Origin of the sequence: Mycolicibacterium flavescens, from assembly GCF_001722335.1 — a bacterium.
Taxonomy (GTDB): Bacteria; Actinomycetota; Actinomycetes; order Mycobacteriales; family Mycobacteriaceae; genus Mycobacterium; species Mycobacterium flavescens.
Genome location: NZ_MIHA01000025.1, coordinates 1 through 13576 on the forward strand (window position 1 = coordinate 1; position 13576 = coordinate 13576).

Below are 13576 nucleotides of genomic sequence, written 5' to 3' on the forward strand. Positions count from 1 at the left end.
GCCACCAGCCGAAACCGAGGTGGCGGTGCGGGACCTGACGGCCTACGACGCCGCGTTCGGAGTCGATCTCGACGGCGGAGCCGCCTGATGGCCACCACCAAAACCAGCACGCCCGGCCGCGATGTCAGCGCCGAGCTGGCCTATCTGACCCGCGCCCTGAAGGCACCCACCCTGCGTGACTCGATCGCCCGGCTCGCTGAACGCGCCCGCGCCGAGAACTGGACCCACGAGGAATACCTGGCGGCCTGTCTGCAACGCGAGGTCTCCGCCCGCGAATCCCACGGCGGTGAGGGACGCATCCGCGCAGCCCGCTTCCCGGCCCGCAAGTCGTTGGAGGAGTTCGACTTCGATCACGCCCGCGGACTCAAACGCGACATCATCGCCCACCTCGGGACGCTGGACTTCGTCACCGCCCGCGACAACGTCGTGTTCCTGGGTCCACCCGGCACCGGAAAGACCCACCTGGCCATCGGACTAGCGATGCGAGCGTGTCAGGCCGCCCACCGCGTCCTGTTCGCGACCGCCGCCGAATGGGTCGCCCGGTTAGCCGAAGCCCACCAGGCCGGACGCATCCACGCCGAACTGACCCGACTCGGGCGCTACCCACTCATCGTCATCGATGAAGTCGGCTACATCCCCTTCGAACCCGAAGCTGCCAACCTGTTCTTCCAACTGGTCTCAGCCCGCTACGAACGCGCCAGCCTGATCGTGACCTCCAACAAAGCCTTCGGCCGCTGGGGCGAAGTATTCGGCGACGACGTCGTCGCCGCCGCCATGATCGACCGCCTCGTCCACCACGCCGAAGTCATCACGCTCAAGGGAGACAGCTACCGACTCAAAGACCGAGACCTCGGCCGCACACCTACCGCGGCCACCAATGCTGAGGAATAATCACCAACCACCCCGGGCAGGGGGTCAATTTTCACCTGCCGCCAGGGGGTCAAGTTTCAGCCGCCGTCGACATCCGCAACACCTCGTCGGAAAAGATGTCGACGTCGAACTCTGGGATCGTGCTCCCGAGTCTCGGCTTCCCTCTATTCGTTGGTTGTGCCCGTTTGCGCTGCGAGATCTCTACGTGACACTTGCCACCTCATCCGAAACGGACGTCGACGGCGGCGGATCCGTTGCCGACGGGTTTCTTACTGGCCAAATCAGCGTGACGTCAGAGGCGGCGACGGCCCCGGCCGAACTCGGCGCCCAGACCGCCCCGCGGTCGAGCACCTCGCGGGCTTTCGCTTCGGTGCGGTTCCACACCGTAGTGCGGTATCGGGCGTCGAGCACGGCAGCGGTCAGGCGCGGCCCATCGGCCCCAGGCCCAGCACGGTGACGGTGGTCATGCCGCGACCGCCTTGAGGCTTTCGATGACCCGGGCGAAGCCCTCGGCGCCGTGACCCGCGTCGATCTGCCGGTGGATCAGCCGCTGCACGACGTCGACCAGTTCGGTGCTCACGCCGTGGGCGCCGCTGGCGGCGACGATGTCGCTGATGTCGGAGAACTCCAGGCTCTGCTGGCCGGGCACCGCATAGTCCCCGCCGTCGATGACGTCGGCGTAGTCGATGACGGCGGGCGCCATTGCGCGCAGCCAGTCGGCCGCCCGCACCGCGAACTCCTTGGCAGGCACACCGGCCGCGCCGACCATCGCCGCGCCGTGGAAGAACCCGGCGAACATGGCGTACATGCTCGCGAGCAGGGCCAGGTCGTACAGCGACGCCATCCCGGCATCGTCGCCGAAATACTCTGCGGAACCCCAGGTTTCGAGCAATGGGCGGTTCTGGTCGAACACCCGCTGGGATCCGCTGTAGAGGACCTTCGACTGCGCGGTACCGACCATCTCCGGTATCGCCATGATCCCACCGTCGAGGTAGGTCGCGTCGTGGTCGGCGGCCCACCGCGCGAGCTCCCGGGCGCCGTCGGGCGAGGTGGTGGTCAGGTTGATCACCTCACGGCCGGCGAGCCGGTCGACCACCGGATCGAGCACGTCGTGCACCGAGCGGTGGTCGAACAGGCAGACGATCAGCACGTCGGACGCCTCGGCGGCGTCGGCCACCGAGGCGGCCAGATCCGCGCCGTGGTCGACGAGAGCCGTTGTCTTGGCGAGGCTTCGGTTCCACACGGTCACGCGGTGGCCGGCTGCCAGCGAGGCGCGGGCCAGCGCCGAACCCATTTCCCCGAGGCCGATGAAAGTTGTCATGGCATCATCGTGGGAGCGGCGCACACTTTCCGACAAGTACCCACTAAAAAGTGCGATACTTACCTTTTCGAAACTAATGGAGGTGACCTGTGACTTCACTTGGCAGATTCACCTGCGGCCTGGATGCCGCGATGGCCGTGGTCGACGGAAAGTGGAAGCCGCTGATCCTGTGGGAGTTGCAGGGCGGGCCCAAGCGGTTCAACGCGCTGCACCGCAGCCTGGACGGGATCTCGCAGAAGATGCTGACCCAGCACCTCAAGGAACTGCAGCGCCACGGTGTCGTGCACCGGGAGAGCTACCACGAGGTCCCGCCGCGGGTGGAGTACTCGATGACCGAGGCCGGCGAGGAACTGCTCGAGGCGTTGAACCCGTTGGGCGAGTGGGCGACTCGGCACATCGACCTGATCTGCGCGGCGGAGGCCGGTTAGCGCTGATGTTCGGCCAGCCAGGTGTCGGCGCGGCGCCGTGAGGCCTGCGACAGCCAGGCGTCCTGGATGAGCTCGGTCAACTCTGCGCGGCCGATCTCGGATAACCGGCTGGCCCGGATGAGAACCGACGGATGGCCGTCGAACTTGTGCGTGGTGAAGAACGGCGCCTTCGGATCCTGGGTCAGCGCGAGCTTGTCGCTCTCGGATTCGACCCAGATCATGATCACGTCGGTGTACCGCTCGCCGGTCTCGGGGTCCTCGGCGTCACGTTGGGGTGTGCGGAAGTACACGAACGACTTTCCACCGACCTGATAGATCGGATTGCCCTTGGGGCCCTCGATGCGTTTGACGTGCGGCATGGACGCTGCGATCGCGTGCACGTCGTCGACCCGCGCCGGCCGGTCACGCACGGCGCTCCAGCGTGTGCAGCACCACCTCGGAGAGGGCGCCGCCGCGCACGGTGGCCGTCATGTACGTGCAGTAGGGCTGGCGGCGCCGGTCGGTCGGCGAGCCCGGGTTGAGCAGGCGCAGCCCGGTTTTCGTGTGGGTGTCCCACGGGATGTGGCTGTGCCCGAAGATCAGGACGTCGGTGTCGGGATAGGCCTTGGCCATCCGGGCTTCGCGGCCGGTCGCCGCGCCGGTCTCGTGCACGACGGTGAAGCGCAGGCCGCCGAGTGTGATGTCGGCGCGTTCGGGAAGGCGCCGGCGCAGTTCGGCTCCGTCGTTGTTGCCCCAGCAGGCGACCAGCCGTTTGGCGCGCGCCTCGAGTTCGTCGAGCAACGACGGTTCGACCCAGTCGCCGGCGTGCACGACGACGTCGGCCTTCGACACTTCCTCCCACACGGGTGCGGGCAGGTCTTTGGCGCGCTTGGGAACGTGGGTATCGGCGATCAACAGCAGCCGCACTGTTCCCAATCTAGTCAAACCGGCCCGTTGAGGTCGGCCTCGGACTCCTCCCGCTTCCGATGCGCCAGCGTGCGGTCCTCCTGCGCGGCCTCGCGGTGCCGGGCCGAGGACTCGAGGTTCACCTCGGGGGCCGGTATGCCCCGGCTGGCTGTGTCCTGCTGCAGTCCGGCCAGTTCTTCGTGCAGCCGGGCGGATCGCTCGAAACTCTCGGCCGCGGAGAGCCCGGCCCGCGCGGCACGGTCACGCGCCTCGCGCGCCCGCTCTTCGGCGGCTTGCACGTCTCGTTCCGGTTCGGTGACCATCGCGCCTCCCGGTTGCTCAGGGCCGCCCGGTGGGATAGCCCGCGGGCGGGAGTCGAAACCGAACCGGTCGTCGCGGTGCTGCCCGGCCGTCAAGATCGATTTGCTGGGCGAATTTCTGGATCGCTGGCGATATTGCGGAAATTTGGACATCGCGTCCATAACAGGGCACAGTTGGGCGATGCGGATTTCCCGAATTTCGACGTTGCCGGTCCGGATGATGGTGGCCGCGGTCGTCGGCCTACTGATCGCCCTGGCCCCGATGAATGCCGCCACCGCGCGCGCCGACGCCGCCGACGACGCTTTCATCGCCGCACTGCACGCCGCGGGTGTGCAATTCGGAGATTCCGATATCGCCAAAGGCATGGCCAAGGGCTTTTGCAAGCAGATGAAGAAATCGACGAAGAATTTTGCCTGGGCGATCTCCGGTCTGGTGACCGGCGGCATTCCCCGCCAGGTCGCGACCACCTTCGCCGGTGAGGCCGCCAAGGCGTACTGCCCCGACGTGATCCGGACGTTCACCTAAATCGGGATTGCCCCGCGCGGGGCAGACAGGCAGCCCGAACGGTATCCCGAGGATCGGGCAGCACTCCTTCGCCGAGTCGAGATGCCTAGTTGAAGCTGAGGGCTTGGTCCGGCTCGCATGGCCCGCCCTGCGGCCGGACGGCGGCATCTGCGTGGACGCAGCCATCAAAGACGGGGACTTCCATTTCGGCGATGACTTCAATATCTCGTAGAGTCTTCTAACTCGGGTGGGCTGAACCCGTGCGCCTAAGGGCACCGAAACTTCACGTCGTCGGTCTGAGCGCGCCCGGAGAGACTCGAACTCCCAACCTTCTGATCCGTAGTCAGATGCTCTATCCGTTGAGCTACGGGCGCATGGCCAATCTTCAGTTGTCGGCTGCGGACAGCCGCGGCGGAGGCGAGAGGATTTGAACCTCCGGTCGCCTTTGAGGGCGACAACTCATTAGCAGTGAGCCCCATTCGGCCGCTCTGGCACGCCTCCTCGACGATTACCGCCGAAGCGACAGCGTACACATGCGTTATGGCGCGAGGCAAAGCGCGTCGAGCCGACCCATAAACTGGTGCGGTGACTGCCCGGCTGCGCCCCGAACTGGCCGACCTGCCCGCCTACACCCCCGGCAGGACGGTCCCCGGCGCAATCAAGATCGCCAGCAACGAGACGGTGCACGGCCCGCTGCCCACCGTCCGCGCGGCGATCGCCGAGGCCGTCGAATCGGTCAACCGCTACCCCGACAACGGCTACATCGAGCTCAAGGAGCGGCTGGCCAAACATGTGAACTTCGCGCCCGAGCACATCTCGGTCGGCTGCGGATCGGTCAGCCTGTGCCAGCAGTTGATCCAGATCACCTCCACCGTCGGCGACGAAGTGCTGTTCGGCTGGCGCAGCTTCGAGATCTACCCGCTGCAGGTCCGCACCGCCGGCGCCACGCCGGTCGCCGTCCCGCTCAAAGACCACACCCACGACCTCGACGCGATGCTCGCCGCGATCACCGACCGCACCCGGCTGATCTTCGTCTGCAACCCCAACAACCCGACCAGCACCGTCGTCGACCCCGACGCGCTGGCCCGCTTCGTCGCCGCCGTGCCGCCGCACATCCTGATCGCTCTGGACGAGGCGTACGTCGAGTACATCCGCGACCCACTGCTGCCCGACAGCTTCGGCCTGGTCCGCGCGTACCCGAACGTCGTTGTGCTGCGCACCTTTTCGAAGGCCTACGGGCTGGCCGGACTGCGCATCGGATACGCGGTCGGCGACCCCGACATCATCACCGCTCTGGGCAAGGTCTACGTGCCGTTCACCGCCACCACCGTCTCCCAGGCCGCCGCGATCGCCTCGCTGGACGCCGCCGACGAACTCCTCGAACGCACCGACGCCGTGGTCGCCGAACGCGACCGCGTCACCACCGCACTGCGGGAGGCCGGCTACGACGTGCCCGACTCGCAGGCCAACTTCGTGTGGCTGCCGCTGCCCGGACGCGCGCAGGAGTTCGCCGAGGCCTCGGCCGACAACCGCATCATCGTGCGCCCCTACGGCGACGACGGCGTGCGCGTCACCGTCGCCGCCGCCCACGAGAACGACGCGTTCCTCGACTTCGCCCGACGCTGGATTGGACACCGATGACCTCCGCCTGCACCGCCCGCGAGACGTTCACCGAGCTGACCCAGCGCACCGAACCGATCGCCGACGCCGAACTCGACGCGTTCTGGGCCACGCTGGCGCCCGCCTCGATCGAGTTCATGATCGGCCAGTGGAAGGGCGGCGAGTTCCACACCGGCCACAAGGCCAACGGCTTCATGGAGCGGCTCAACTGGTTCGGCAAGACATTCGTCTCGGCCACCGATGCCAAACCGCTGGTCTGTCTGGACGCCGACGGCAACAGGTTCTCCAACACCGAGGCGATGAAGGGCGAGGCCAGCCTGTGGATGGAGGAGTTCCGCGGCGAGGTGACCGCGACGATGGTCTACGACGGCGCGCCGGTGCACGACCACTTCAAGGTCGTCGACGACACCACCGTCGTCGGCATCATGAACGGCAAGGGCGCCCTCGATGCCGGCCGGCACCTGTACTTCTACCTCGAACGGGTCTAACAGACCCGCCGGCCGGTGTAGGCGATGAGGCGTTCCAGCGCGCCGGCGTCGGCGCCGACGTCGACCGGGTCGTCGAACCCGGCCCTGGCCCGGCCCTCCGGCGTGATGATCTTCTGCGCCAGCCCGAGCACGTAGTCCGACAGCGACTCCGGGGCGTCCACGTCGCGGCCGAGCGCGGCGGCGTAATCCCAGGCGTGCACCAGGAACTCCATCGACAGCACCCCGGGGATCACCTTGGCGGGCACCTCGTTGCCGAAGAAGTTCACCGTGCCGTCGAGCCCGCGCCGGCGCCAGGCGTCCAGCGCGGCACGGCCCGCGAGCACCACCTGCTGCTCGATCGGGGCGTCACGGTCGCGGTCACCGAACTGCGCGCCCGCGATCCCGCCGAGCCCGGTGATCGAGTTCATCAGGTGCTCGGTCAGCCCGGCGATGTCGAACTCCCGGCACGGCGTCTGTTTGTGCACATCGTCGGCGGCGATGCCGTGCAGGACGTGCTGCAGCACCGCGAACGACTTCTCGGCGCTGCGCAGCTCGTCGGTCGGGGGTGAGTCGGGTCCGGCGCGCAAGTCATCGGGCATGAAGCCACGCTACGTCGTGCATGCGCATATCGTTGCCGGGATGAAGACGCACGTGCGGGTGGCGGCCGCGGCGCTGATCGTGTTCGGTGTGAGCGCCTGCCAGCAGACCACCGAGGGCTCCGTCGCGATGACCACCGAACCGGGCCCGCCGCTGACCTCGGCACCGTCGCGCCAGCCGTCGTCGCCGACGCTGCCGGGACTGCCCAACATCCCGATCCCGGACATCCGGATTCCCGGGCTGCCCGGCCCCGACGTGCCCGAGGTGCCTGCGCCGCCGAACGCGGCCACGATGTCCTGCAGCGAGTACACCGGGCTCGACGACGCCACCAAGCTGGCCGTGATCCGGGTGATCATCACCAACCAGGGCGGCCGGTCCGGTCAGGAGGCCGAGATGGTGGCGCTGCTGATGGCCGACGCGATGTGCCAGTTCATGCCCAATGCGGAAGTCAATGAGGTGGTCATCGGAATCCCCGGACGGTGAGTCGCTAGCCTGTGCGCCATGGCCGACACCTATGAATCCGTCACCGTCGACATCTCCGAGCACGTCGCCCGTGTGACGTTGATCGGCCCGGGCAAGGGCAACGCGATGGGCCCCGCGTTCTGGGCCGAGCTGCCGGAGGTGTTCGGCACGCTCGACGCCGACCCCGAGGTCCGCGCGATCGTGCTGACCGGTTCGGGCCGCAACTTCAGCTACGGGCTGGACCTGGCCGCGATGGGTGCCACCCTGCCCGGCCTGGACGCCGGCGCCAAGGGCCGGCACGGGTTCCACACCACGCTGCTGAAGATGCAGGGCGCCATCAACGCGGTCGCCGACTGCCGCACCCCGACCATCGCCTCGGTGCACGGCTGGTGCATCGGCGGCGGCGTCGACCTGATCAGCGCGGTCGACATCCGCTACGCCAGCACCGACGCCAAGTTCTCGGTGCGCGAGGTCAAGCTGGCGATCGTCGCCGACGTGGGCTCGCTGGCCCGGCTGCCGCTGATCCTGTCCGACGGGCACCTGCGCGAGCTGACCCTGACCGGCAAGGACATCGACGCGGCGCGCGCCGAGAAGATCGGGCTGGTCAACGACGTGTACGACGACGCCGACGCGTCGCTCGCCGCGGCCCACGCCACCGCCGCCGAGATCGCGGCCAACCCGCCGCTGACCGTGCACGGCATCAAGGACGTTCTCGATCAACAGCGCACCGCCCGCGTCTCGGAGAGCCTGCGCTATGTCGCGGCGTGGAACTCGGCGTTCCTGCCGTCGAAGGACCTCGGCGAGGCGGTGACCGCGATGTTCGAGAAGCGGCCACCGAAATTCACCGGCGAGTAACGGTTTACAGGAAACTCCCAACCGCGACACAGCGCCTGTCCAGACCCGCGGTGTAGTGAAAACTGGTTCAGCACAACGGATTTCGGCGTTCTGATGTGCGTTGTGTCACTTCGGTGAACGGGGCTGCGCCGCGCGCCGTGCCCTGTTCATGACAGACACAACACATTTCCCATCCATCGATCAGCACCCCGGCCAGTGGACCGGTGCACCCCGGATCGGGGGCACCGCCGTCGCCTTCACCGCACACCGCTACGAACAGGACGAGGTGGCCTCGACGCTGGCCAGCGTCGGCGGCCCGGAGTTCCTGCGCTTCGCCCGCACCAGCGGGGTGCAGACCCGCAGCCTGGCGCTGCCCCTGTCGCGCTATCCGGAGCTGAGTGGTTTCACCGAGGCCAACGACACCTACCTGCAGGTGGCCGTGGACCTGGGTGAGCGGGCCGTGCGCTCAGCGCTGGAGGCCGCGCATGTCGCGCCGCACGAGGTGGACGCCATCGTGATGGTGTCGAGCACCGGTGTCGCGGTGCCGACCGTCGACGCGCGGTTGGCGTCGCGGATCGGGTTCCGCCAGGACATCAAGCGCATCCCGCTGTTCGGCCTGGGCTGTGTGGCCGGCGCCGCCGGGATGGCCCGGGTGCACGACTACCTGCGCGGCTTCCCATCCGACGTCGCGGTGCTGCTGTCGGTCGAACTGTGCTCGCTGACCCTGCAGCGCGACGACACGTCGATCCCGGCGCTGATCGGGGCCTGTCTGTTCGGGGACGGGGCGGCCGCCGTCGTCGTCACCGGCGCCGACCGGGTGCCCGCGGCGCCGACGATTCCGCACGGGCCCGCGGTGCTGGCCACCCGCAGCCGACTGTTCCCCGACACCGTCGACGTCATGGGTTGGAACGTCAGCTCGGCCGGGTTCGGATTGGTGATGTCGCGCGACGTCCCGCACATGGCCGACGACCACCTCGGCGACGAGGTCGACCGCTTCCTCGCCGACCACGGGCTCACCGTCGGTGACATCTCCACCTGGATCTGCCATCCCGGCGGCCCCAAGGTCATCGACGCCGTCGACCGGGCGGTGGGCCTGCCGCCGGAGGCCAACGCGCACAGCCGGAACTCGTTGCGTGAGAACGGGAACTTCTCGTCTGCCTCGGTTCTCGACGTTCTCGACCGCACGCTCGCGGCGCCGCCCGAACCGGGGTCGCTCGGCGTACTGCTGGCGATGGGGCCGGGATTCAGCTTCGAGATGCTGCTGCTGAGCTGGTAGGAGACGACCATGTACTACCTGTTCATCCTCGCGGTCGGCGTCGAGCGGCTGATCGAGCTGGTGGTCTCGCGCCGCCACACCCGATGGTCGATTGCCAACGGCGGCAGGGAATTCGGCCAGGGGCACTACCCGGTGATGGTGGCGATGCACACGCTGCTGCTGGTGTCCTGCGTGGTCGAGGTGGCCACCGCGCACCGGCCGTTCATCCCGCTGCTCGGCTGGCCGATGGTGGCGCTGGTGTGCGCGAGCACCGCGGTCCGGTGGTGGTGCGTTTCGCTGCTCGGCAAACACTGGAACCCGCGGCTGATCGTGATCCCGGGTGCGCCGCTGGTGCGACGCGGCCCGTATCGCGTTCTGCACCATCCGAATTACACCGCGGTGGCGGTCGAGGTCGCCGCGCTGCCGCTGGTGCATTCGGCGTGGTTGACCGCGGTCGTGTTCAGCATCGCCAACGCGCTGGTGCTCAACGTGCGGATCCGGGCGGAGAACGCCGCGCTCGGCTACGCCTGACGCGCCTTGGCGTCGATGATGCTGGCGCGCAATGCCATTGCCAGGATCGCTGTGGTGAACACCAGCCCGCCGGCCTCCAGCCAGCCGATCCAGTCGCCGGCGCCGTGGTGCGGGTCGACGATGTGGCTGACCGAGTGCAGCGCCCAGTGCACGGTCGCGAACGCCAACGCCGGCACCCGCCAACTCGGGCGTCGCACCGCAGCCAGCAGCAGCAGGCCCTGCGGAATCTCGAAGGTCGCGTTGTCGAAGATGTAGTGGTCGTTGCGCACGCCGAAATTGCCGAGCGTGTCGAAGAACGCGCCGGGGGCGAACAGCATGAACAACCCGATGGCCAGGGCGTACAGCCCGAAAACGATCAGCGTCACCTCGACGAACCGGGTCGGCGTGCGCGTCGGCGTCGTAGTCATGGCGTCACGCTAGTTCGCGGCGCACCGGAAGTCAGGAGCCAATCCGGCGCCGCGATCGGGTGCCAATGAACGGCGGTGGCGGAGGGATTTGAACCCCCGGACGGTGTTAGCCGTCTCTCGCTTTCAAGGCGAGTGCATTAGGCCGCTCTGCCACGCCACCGCCGACAAGCGTAGCGGCCGGCCCGGCGGACTCAGACGCGGCCGAGCTTGGCGTTGTTCGGGCCGGTCTTGAGCGCGGTGCTGATCCGGCGGCAGTTCTCGCCCATCGCCGCCACCTGCGGTCGCGACAATCGGCCGAGGAAGTGCGCGCGCACACCCTCGCCGTAGGTGGCCATCGCCTCGCGCACCGCGGTCCGGCCGTCGTCGGTGATGCTGGCCAGCACGCCGCGCCCGTCGTCCGGGCTGGCGCCGCGACGGACCAGACCCTGCAACTCCAGGCGCCGGATCTGCCGGGTGACCCGGCTGGGCAGCGACATCAACGCCTCCGCGAGATCCCCCATCCGCGCGGACCCGGTCGGCGACTTGTCCAACATGTCGAGCAACCGCACATCGTTCAGCGTCAGGTGGTGCGCGTCCACCAGCGCCCGATTCAGCGTCGCGTAGAGCCGCAGCGCCGAATCCAGAAAATTTTGCCAAGACCGTTGCTCAGCGATATCCAACCCCGGCATATCACTGGCCGTACGCCCCGCGATCATCCCCTCCATGTCGACATAGTAAACACCGACGGGATTGCTGGTAAGGGAAACGTCCGACTGTTTTCGCAGGATAGTAGCGTTGTTTGAATGCAAGCGATTGTGGCCAGCGCGGAAACCGGACTGACCTGGACCGAGGTTCCCGACGTCTCACCCGCCGACGGCGAACTCCTCATCAAGGTGACCAGCGCCGGCATCAACCGGGCCGACCTGCTGCAGGCCGCCGGCAAGTACCCACCCCCGCCGGGCGCCAGCGACATCCTCGGGCTCGAGGTGTCGGGCACGGTGGCCGCCGTCGGGCCCGGCGTCACCGGGTGGACGGTCGACCAACCGGTCTGCGCGTTGCTGGCCGGCGGCGGCTACGCCGAGTACGTCGCGGTGCCCGCCGGGCAGGTGCTGCCGGTGCCGGACAGCGTGAGCCTGCACGAGGCGGCGGGACTGCCCGAGGTGGCCTGCACCGTGTGGTCGAACGTGGTGATGACCGCCGGGCTGACCGCCGGTCAGTTGCTGCTGGTCCACGGCGGCGGGAGCGGCATCGGCACGCACGCCGTCCAGGTCGGTCGCGCGCTCGGAGCCCGGGTTGCGGTGACCGCCGGCTCGGCCAACAAACTCGACCTGTGCGCCGAACTGGGCGCCGAGGTGCTGATCAACTACCACGACGACGACTTCGTCGAACGCGTCTCCGCCGAGGGCGGCGCCGACGTGATCCTCGACATCATCGGAGCGGCCTACCTGGACCGCAACATCGACGCGCTGGCCGCCGACGGGCGGGTGGTCATCATCGGGATGCAGGGCGGCGTCAAGGGCGAACTCAACATCGGCAAACTGCTCGCCAAACGCGCGGGCGTGATCGCCACCGCGCTGCGGGCACGCCCGGTCACCGGCCGCGGCAGCAAGAGCGAGATCGTCGCCGCGGTGCGCGACAACGTGTGGCCGATGGTGCAGAGCGGGCAGGTGCGCCCGATCATCGGCGCCGAGTTCGGCGTCGAGCAGGCAGGTGCGGCGCACGAACTGCTGCAGTCCGGCGAGGTGTCGGGCAAAGTGCTTCTGCGCGTGAGTGATTGAGCGAAGTCAGCCGAGCGAGGCGAGCGCGCGCACCAGCTGGTCGACCTCGGCGGTGGTGGTGTAGTGCGCCAGGCCGACGGTCACCGCGCCGCCGATGTCGTTGACGCCGATCACGTCGAGCACCCGCGAGCTGGCATTGGAGATCGCCAGGATCCCGTTGTCGGCCAACCGTTGCACGACGCGGTCGGCGGGCACGTCGCTCACGGCGAAGCTGAGCACCGGGATACGGGCCTCGGGTGTGCCGATCACCATGACCGTCGACAGCGAGCGCAGCGACACCAGCAGGTAGTCGAACAGCCGGTTCATGTACGAGGCCGCCGACTGCATCGACACCGCCAGGCGCTCGCGCCGGGAACCGCCTGCCGCCTCGTCCAGCGAGGCCAGGTACTCGATGCTGGCGACCACGCCGGCGAGCAGACCGAACTGGTGCGCGCCGACCTCCAGGCGCGCCGGGCCCGTCGCGTACGGGTTCAGCGACACCGCGCCGAACGTCTCGATCACCGCCGGGTCCCTAAAGACCAGCGCGCCGATCGGGGGCCCACCCCAGGCCAGCGCGTTGACCGCCACCACGTCGGCGTCGGTCTCGTCGAGGTCGATCAGCTGATAAGGCGCGGCCGCCGAATGGTCGACCACCACCAGCGCCCCCTGGTCGTGAGCGAGCTTGGTGACCGCCCGCAGATCGGTCATCGTGCCCAGCGTCGAGGACGCCGACGTGATCGCCACCAGCCGGGTGGGCCGGGTGATCAGGCTCTCCCACTGCCAGGCCGGCAGCTCGCCGGTCTCGATGTCGACCTCGGCCCATTTCACCTTGGCGCCATACCGATTGGCCGCCCGCAGCCAGGGCGCGATGTTGGCCTCGTCGTCGAGGCGGGTCACCACGACCTCGTAGCCCAGCCCGACCCGCGACGACGACGCGTCGGCCAGCGACGTCAGCAGGATCGACCGGTCGGCGCCGAGCACCACCCCGCGCGGGTCGGCGTTGACGAGGTCGGCCACCGCCTGGCGGGCGGCCGCGAGCACGGCGGCGCTGCGCTGCGCCGACGGATGCGGGCCGACCGGCGTCGGCATCGACGCGCGGAACGCCGTCGACACGGCCCGGCCCACGGTGTCGGGCAGCAGCATTCCGTTCTGGGCGTCGAACCGTACCCAGCCGTCGCCCAGCGACGGGTGCAACCCTCGCACCCGGGCGACGTCGTACGCCATGCCTGCCCACCTTCGAGCGTCCGTGAAAAGCACAAACCGATCCGGCCCTGGCCGAACGTCGGCGCGACCCGCCAGTCCTGACGGGGTCCACTGGGCAGCCATACTAGTCCAGTG

19 protein-coding genes and 3 tRNA genes are annotated in these 13576 nt (G+C 68.5%); 10 read left to right on the forward strand and 12 right to left on the reverse strand.

The window, feature by feature from the left end:
- Positions 1-87: 87 nt before the first annotated feature.
- Positions 88-891, forward strand: coding sequence for an IS21-like element helper ATPase IstB (gene istB / locus BHQ18_RS24950; protein ID WP_069416344.1), 804 nt, complete (start codon positions 88-90; stop codon positions 889-891).
- Positions 892-1071: 180 nt separating this feature from the next.
- On the opposite strand, the gene BHQ18_RS29700 is transcribed toward istB, so the two are convergent.
- Both BHQ18_RS29700 and BHQ18_RS24955 read right to left on the reverse strand, forming a co-directional pair.
- Entirely contained in the window at positions 1072-1281 is a 210-nt protein-coding gene (locus BHQ18_RS29700) for an NAD(P)-binding domain-containing protein (RefSeq protein WP_308204749.1), read from the reverse strand.
- A gap of 52 nt (positions 1282-1333) precedes the next feature.
- Positions 1334-2191 carry an NAD(P)-dependent oxidoreductase gene (locus tag BHQ18_RS24955; protein ID WP_084294359.1) on the reverse strand — a complete coding sequence of 286 codons (858 nt, stop codon included), beginning with the start codon at positions 2189-2191 and terminating at the stop codon, positions 1334-1336.
- A 131-nt stretch (positions 2192-2322) separates the two neighbouring features.
- Here BHQ18_RS24955 and BHQ18_RS24960 point away from each other — a divergent pair, with 131 nt between their 5' ends.
- A complete protein-coding gene (locus tag BHQ18_RS24960) occupies positions 2323-2619 on the forward strand; it encodes a winged helix-turn-helix transcriptional regulator (RefSeq protein WP_109789406.1) in 297 nt (98 codons plus the stop codon).
- On the opposite strand, the gene BHQ18_RS24965 is transcribed toward BHQ18_RS24960, so the two are convergent.
- The 3 genes from BHQ18_RS24965 to BHQ18_RS24975 are packed head-to-tail and all read right to left on the reverse strand — an operon-like array spanning position 2616 to position 3827.
- Positions 2616-3029 carry an MmcQ/YjbR family DNA-binding protein gene (locus BHQ18_RS24965; RefSeq protein WP_069416347.1) on the reverse strand — a complete coding sequence of 138 codons (414 nt, stop codon included), beginning with the start codon at positions 3027-3029 and terminating at the stop codon, positions 2616-2618. The two genes, BHQ18_RS24960 and BHQ18_RS24965, sit on opposite strands and share 4 nt — an antisense overlap.
- Positions 3022-3525 carry a metallophosphoesterase family protein gene (locus tag BHQ18_RS24970; protein WP_069416348.1) on the reverse strand — a complete coding sequence of 168 codons (504 nt, stop codon included), beginning with the start codon at positions 3523-3525 and terminating at the stop codon, positions 3022-3024. Before BHQ18_RS24970 ends, BHQ18_RS24965 begins: the two co-directional genes overlap by 8 nt.
- A gap of 14 nt (positions 3526-3539) precedes the next feature.
- Positions 3540-3827 (reverse strand): hypothetical protein, encoded by a 288-nt coding sequence (locus BHQ18_RS24975; RefSeq protein WP_069416399.1) that lies wholly within the window; start codon positions 3825-3827, stop codon positions 3540-3542.
- Here BHQ18_RS24975 and BHQ18_RS30335 point away from each other — a divergent pair.
- Entirely contained in the window at positions 3820-4350 is a 531-nt protein-coding gene (locus BHQ18_RS30335; RefSeq protein WP_131815739.1) for a DUF732 domain-containing protein, read from the forward strand. The two genes, BHQ18_RS24975 and BHQ18_RS30335, sit on opposite strands and share 8 nt — an antisense overlap.
- A 280-nt stretch (positions 4351-4630) precedes the next feature.
- Here the strand turns inward: BHQ18_RS30335 and BHQ18_RS24990 are convergent.
- Both BHQ18_RS24990 and BHQ18_RS24995 read right to left on the reverse strand, forming a co-directional pair.
- A tRNA-Arg gene (locus tag BHQ18_RS24990) sits at positions 4631-4703 on the reverse strand.
- A gap of 38 nt (positions 4704-4741) precedes the next feature.
- Positions 4742-4830, reverse strand: a tRNA-Ser gene (locus BHQ18_RS24995).
- Between the two features lie 84 nt (positions 4831-4914).
- Here BHQ18_RS24995 and hisC point away from each other — a divergent pair.
- Together hisC and BHQ18_RS25005 are read left to right on the forward strand one after the other, a co-directional pair.
- On the forward strand, positions 4915-5970 hold the full coding sequence (gene hisC, locus BHQ18_RS25000; protein WP_069416351.1) for a histidinol-phosphate transaminase: 1056 nt from the start codon (positions 4915-4917) through the stop codon (positions 5968-5970).
- Positions 5967-6437, forward strand: coding sequence for a DUF4334 domain-containing protein (locus tag BHQ18_RS25005; RefSeq protein WP_069416352.1), 471 nt, complete (start codon positions 5967-5969; stop codon positions 6435-6437). The genes hisC and BHQ18_RS25005 overlap by 4 nt, the downstream gene beginning before the upstream one ends.
- On the opposite strand, the gene BHQ18_RS25010 is transcribed toward BHQ18_RS25005, so the two are convergent.
- Positions 6434-7015 carry a TIGR03086 family metal-binding protein gene (locus BHQ18_RS25010; RefSeq protein ID WP_069416353.1) on the reverse strand — a complete coding sequence of 194 codons (582 nt, stop codon included), beginning with the start codon at positions 7013-7015 and terminating at the stop codon, positions 6434-6436. The two genes, BHQ18_RS25005 and BHQ18_RS25010, sit on opposite strands and share 4 nt — an antisense overlap.
- A gap of 40 nt (positions 7016-7055) precedes the next feature.
- Between BHQ18_RS25010 and BHQ18_RS25015 the strand changes: the two genes are divergently transcribed.
- From BHQ18_RS25015 to BHQ18_RS25030, 4 genes are all read left to right on the forward strand, one after another.
- Entirely contained in the window at positions 7056-7496 is a 441-nt protein-coding gene (locus BHQ18_RS25015) for a hypothetical protein (RefSeq protein ID WP_069416354.1), read from the forward strand.
- An 18-nt stretch (positions 7497-7514) separates the two neighbouring features.
- Entirely contained in the window at positions 7515-8330 is an 816-nt protein-coding gene (locus tag BHQ18_RS25020; RefSeq protein WP_069416355.1) for a crotonase/enoyl-CoA hydratase family protein, read from the forward strand.
- Between the two features lie 148 nt (positions 8331-8478).
- A complete protein-coding gene (locus BHQ18_RS25025; RefSeq protein WP_205866190.1) occupies positions 8479-9585 on the forward strand; it encodes a type III polyketide synthase in 1107 nt (368 codons plus the stop codon).
- A gap of 9 nt (positions 9586-9594) precedes the next feature.
- Complete coding sequence (locus BHQ18_RS25030; RefSeq protein WP_069416356.1) at positions 9595-10095, forward strand: isoprenylcysteine carboxyl methyltransferase family protein; 501 nt, start codon at positions 9595-9597, stop codon at positions 10093-10095.
- Here BHQ18_RS25030 and BHQ18_RS25035 read toward each other — a convergent pair.
- The 3 genes from BHQ18_RS25035 to BHQ18_RS25045 form a co-directional block, all read right to left on the reverse strand.
- Positions 10086-10502, reverse strand: a complete 417-nt coding sequence (locus BHQ18_RS25035; RefSeq protein WP_069416357.1) for a hypothetical protein — start codon at positions 10500-10502, stop codon at positions 10086-10088. The two genes, BHQ18_RS25030 and BHQ18_RS25035, sit on opposite strands and share 10 nt — an antisense overlap.
- Before the next feature lie 73 nt (positions 10503-10575).
- Positions 10576-10662, reverse strand: a tRNA-Ser gene (locus tag BHQ18_RS25040).
- Between the two features lie 31 nt (positions 10663-10693).
- Positions 10694-11206 carry a MarR family winged helix-turn-helix transcriptional regulator gene (locus BHQ18_RS25045; RefSeq protein WP_069416358.1) on the reverse strand — a complete coding sequence of 171 codons (513 nt, stop codon included), beginning with the start codon at positions 11204-11206 and terminating at the stop codon, positions 10694-10696.
- Positions 11207-11284: 78 nt separating this feature from the next.
- On the opposite strand from BHQ18_RS25045, the gene BHQ18_RS25050 reads away from it, so the two are divergent.
- Positions 11285-12259 (forward strand): NAD(P)H-quinone oxidoreductase, encoded by a 975-nt coding sequence (locus BHQ18_RS25050; RefSeq protein ID WP_069416359.1) that lies wholly within the window; start codon positions 11285-11287, stop codon positions 12257-12259.
- A 6-nt stretch (positions 12260-12265) separates the two neighbouring features.
- Here BHQ18_RS25050 and BHQ18_RS25055 read toward each other — a convergent pair whose 3' ends face one another.
- Positions 12266-13462 carry a cysteine desulfurase-like protein gene (locus BHQ18_RS25055; protein WP_069416360.1) on the reverse strand — a complete coding sequence of 399 codons (1197 nt, stop codon included), beginning with the start codon at positions 13460-13462 and terminating at the stop codon, positions 12266-12268.
- Positions 13463-13576: the final 114 nt, after the last annotated feature.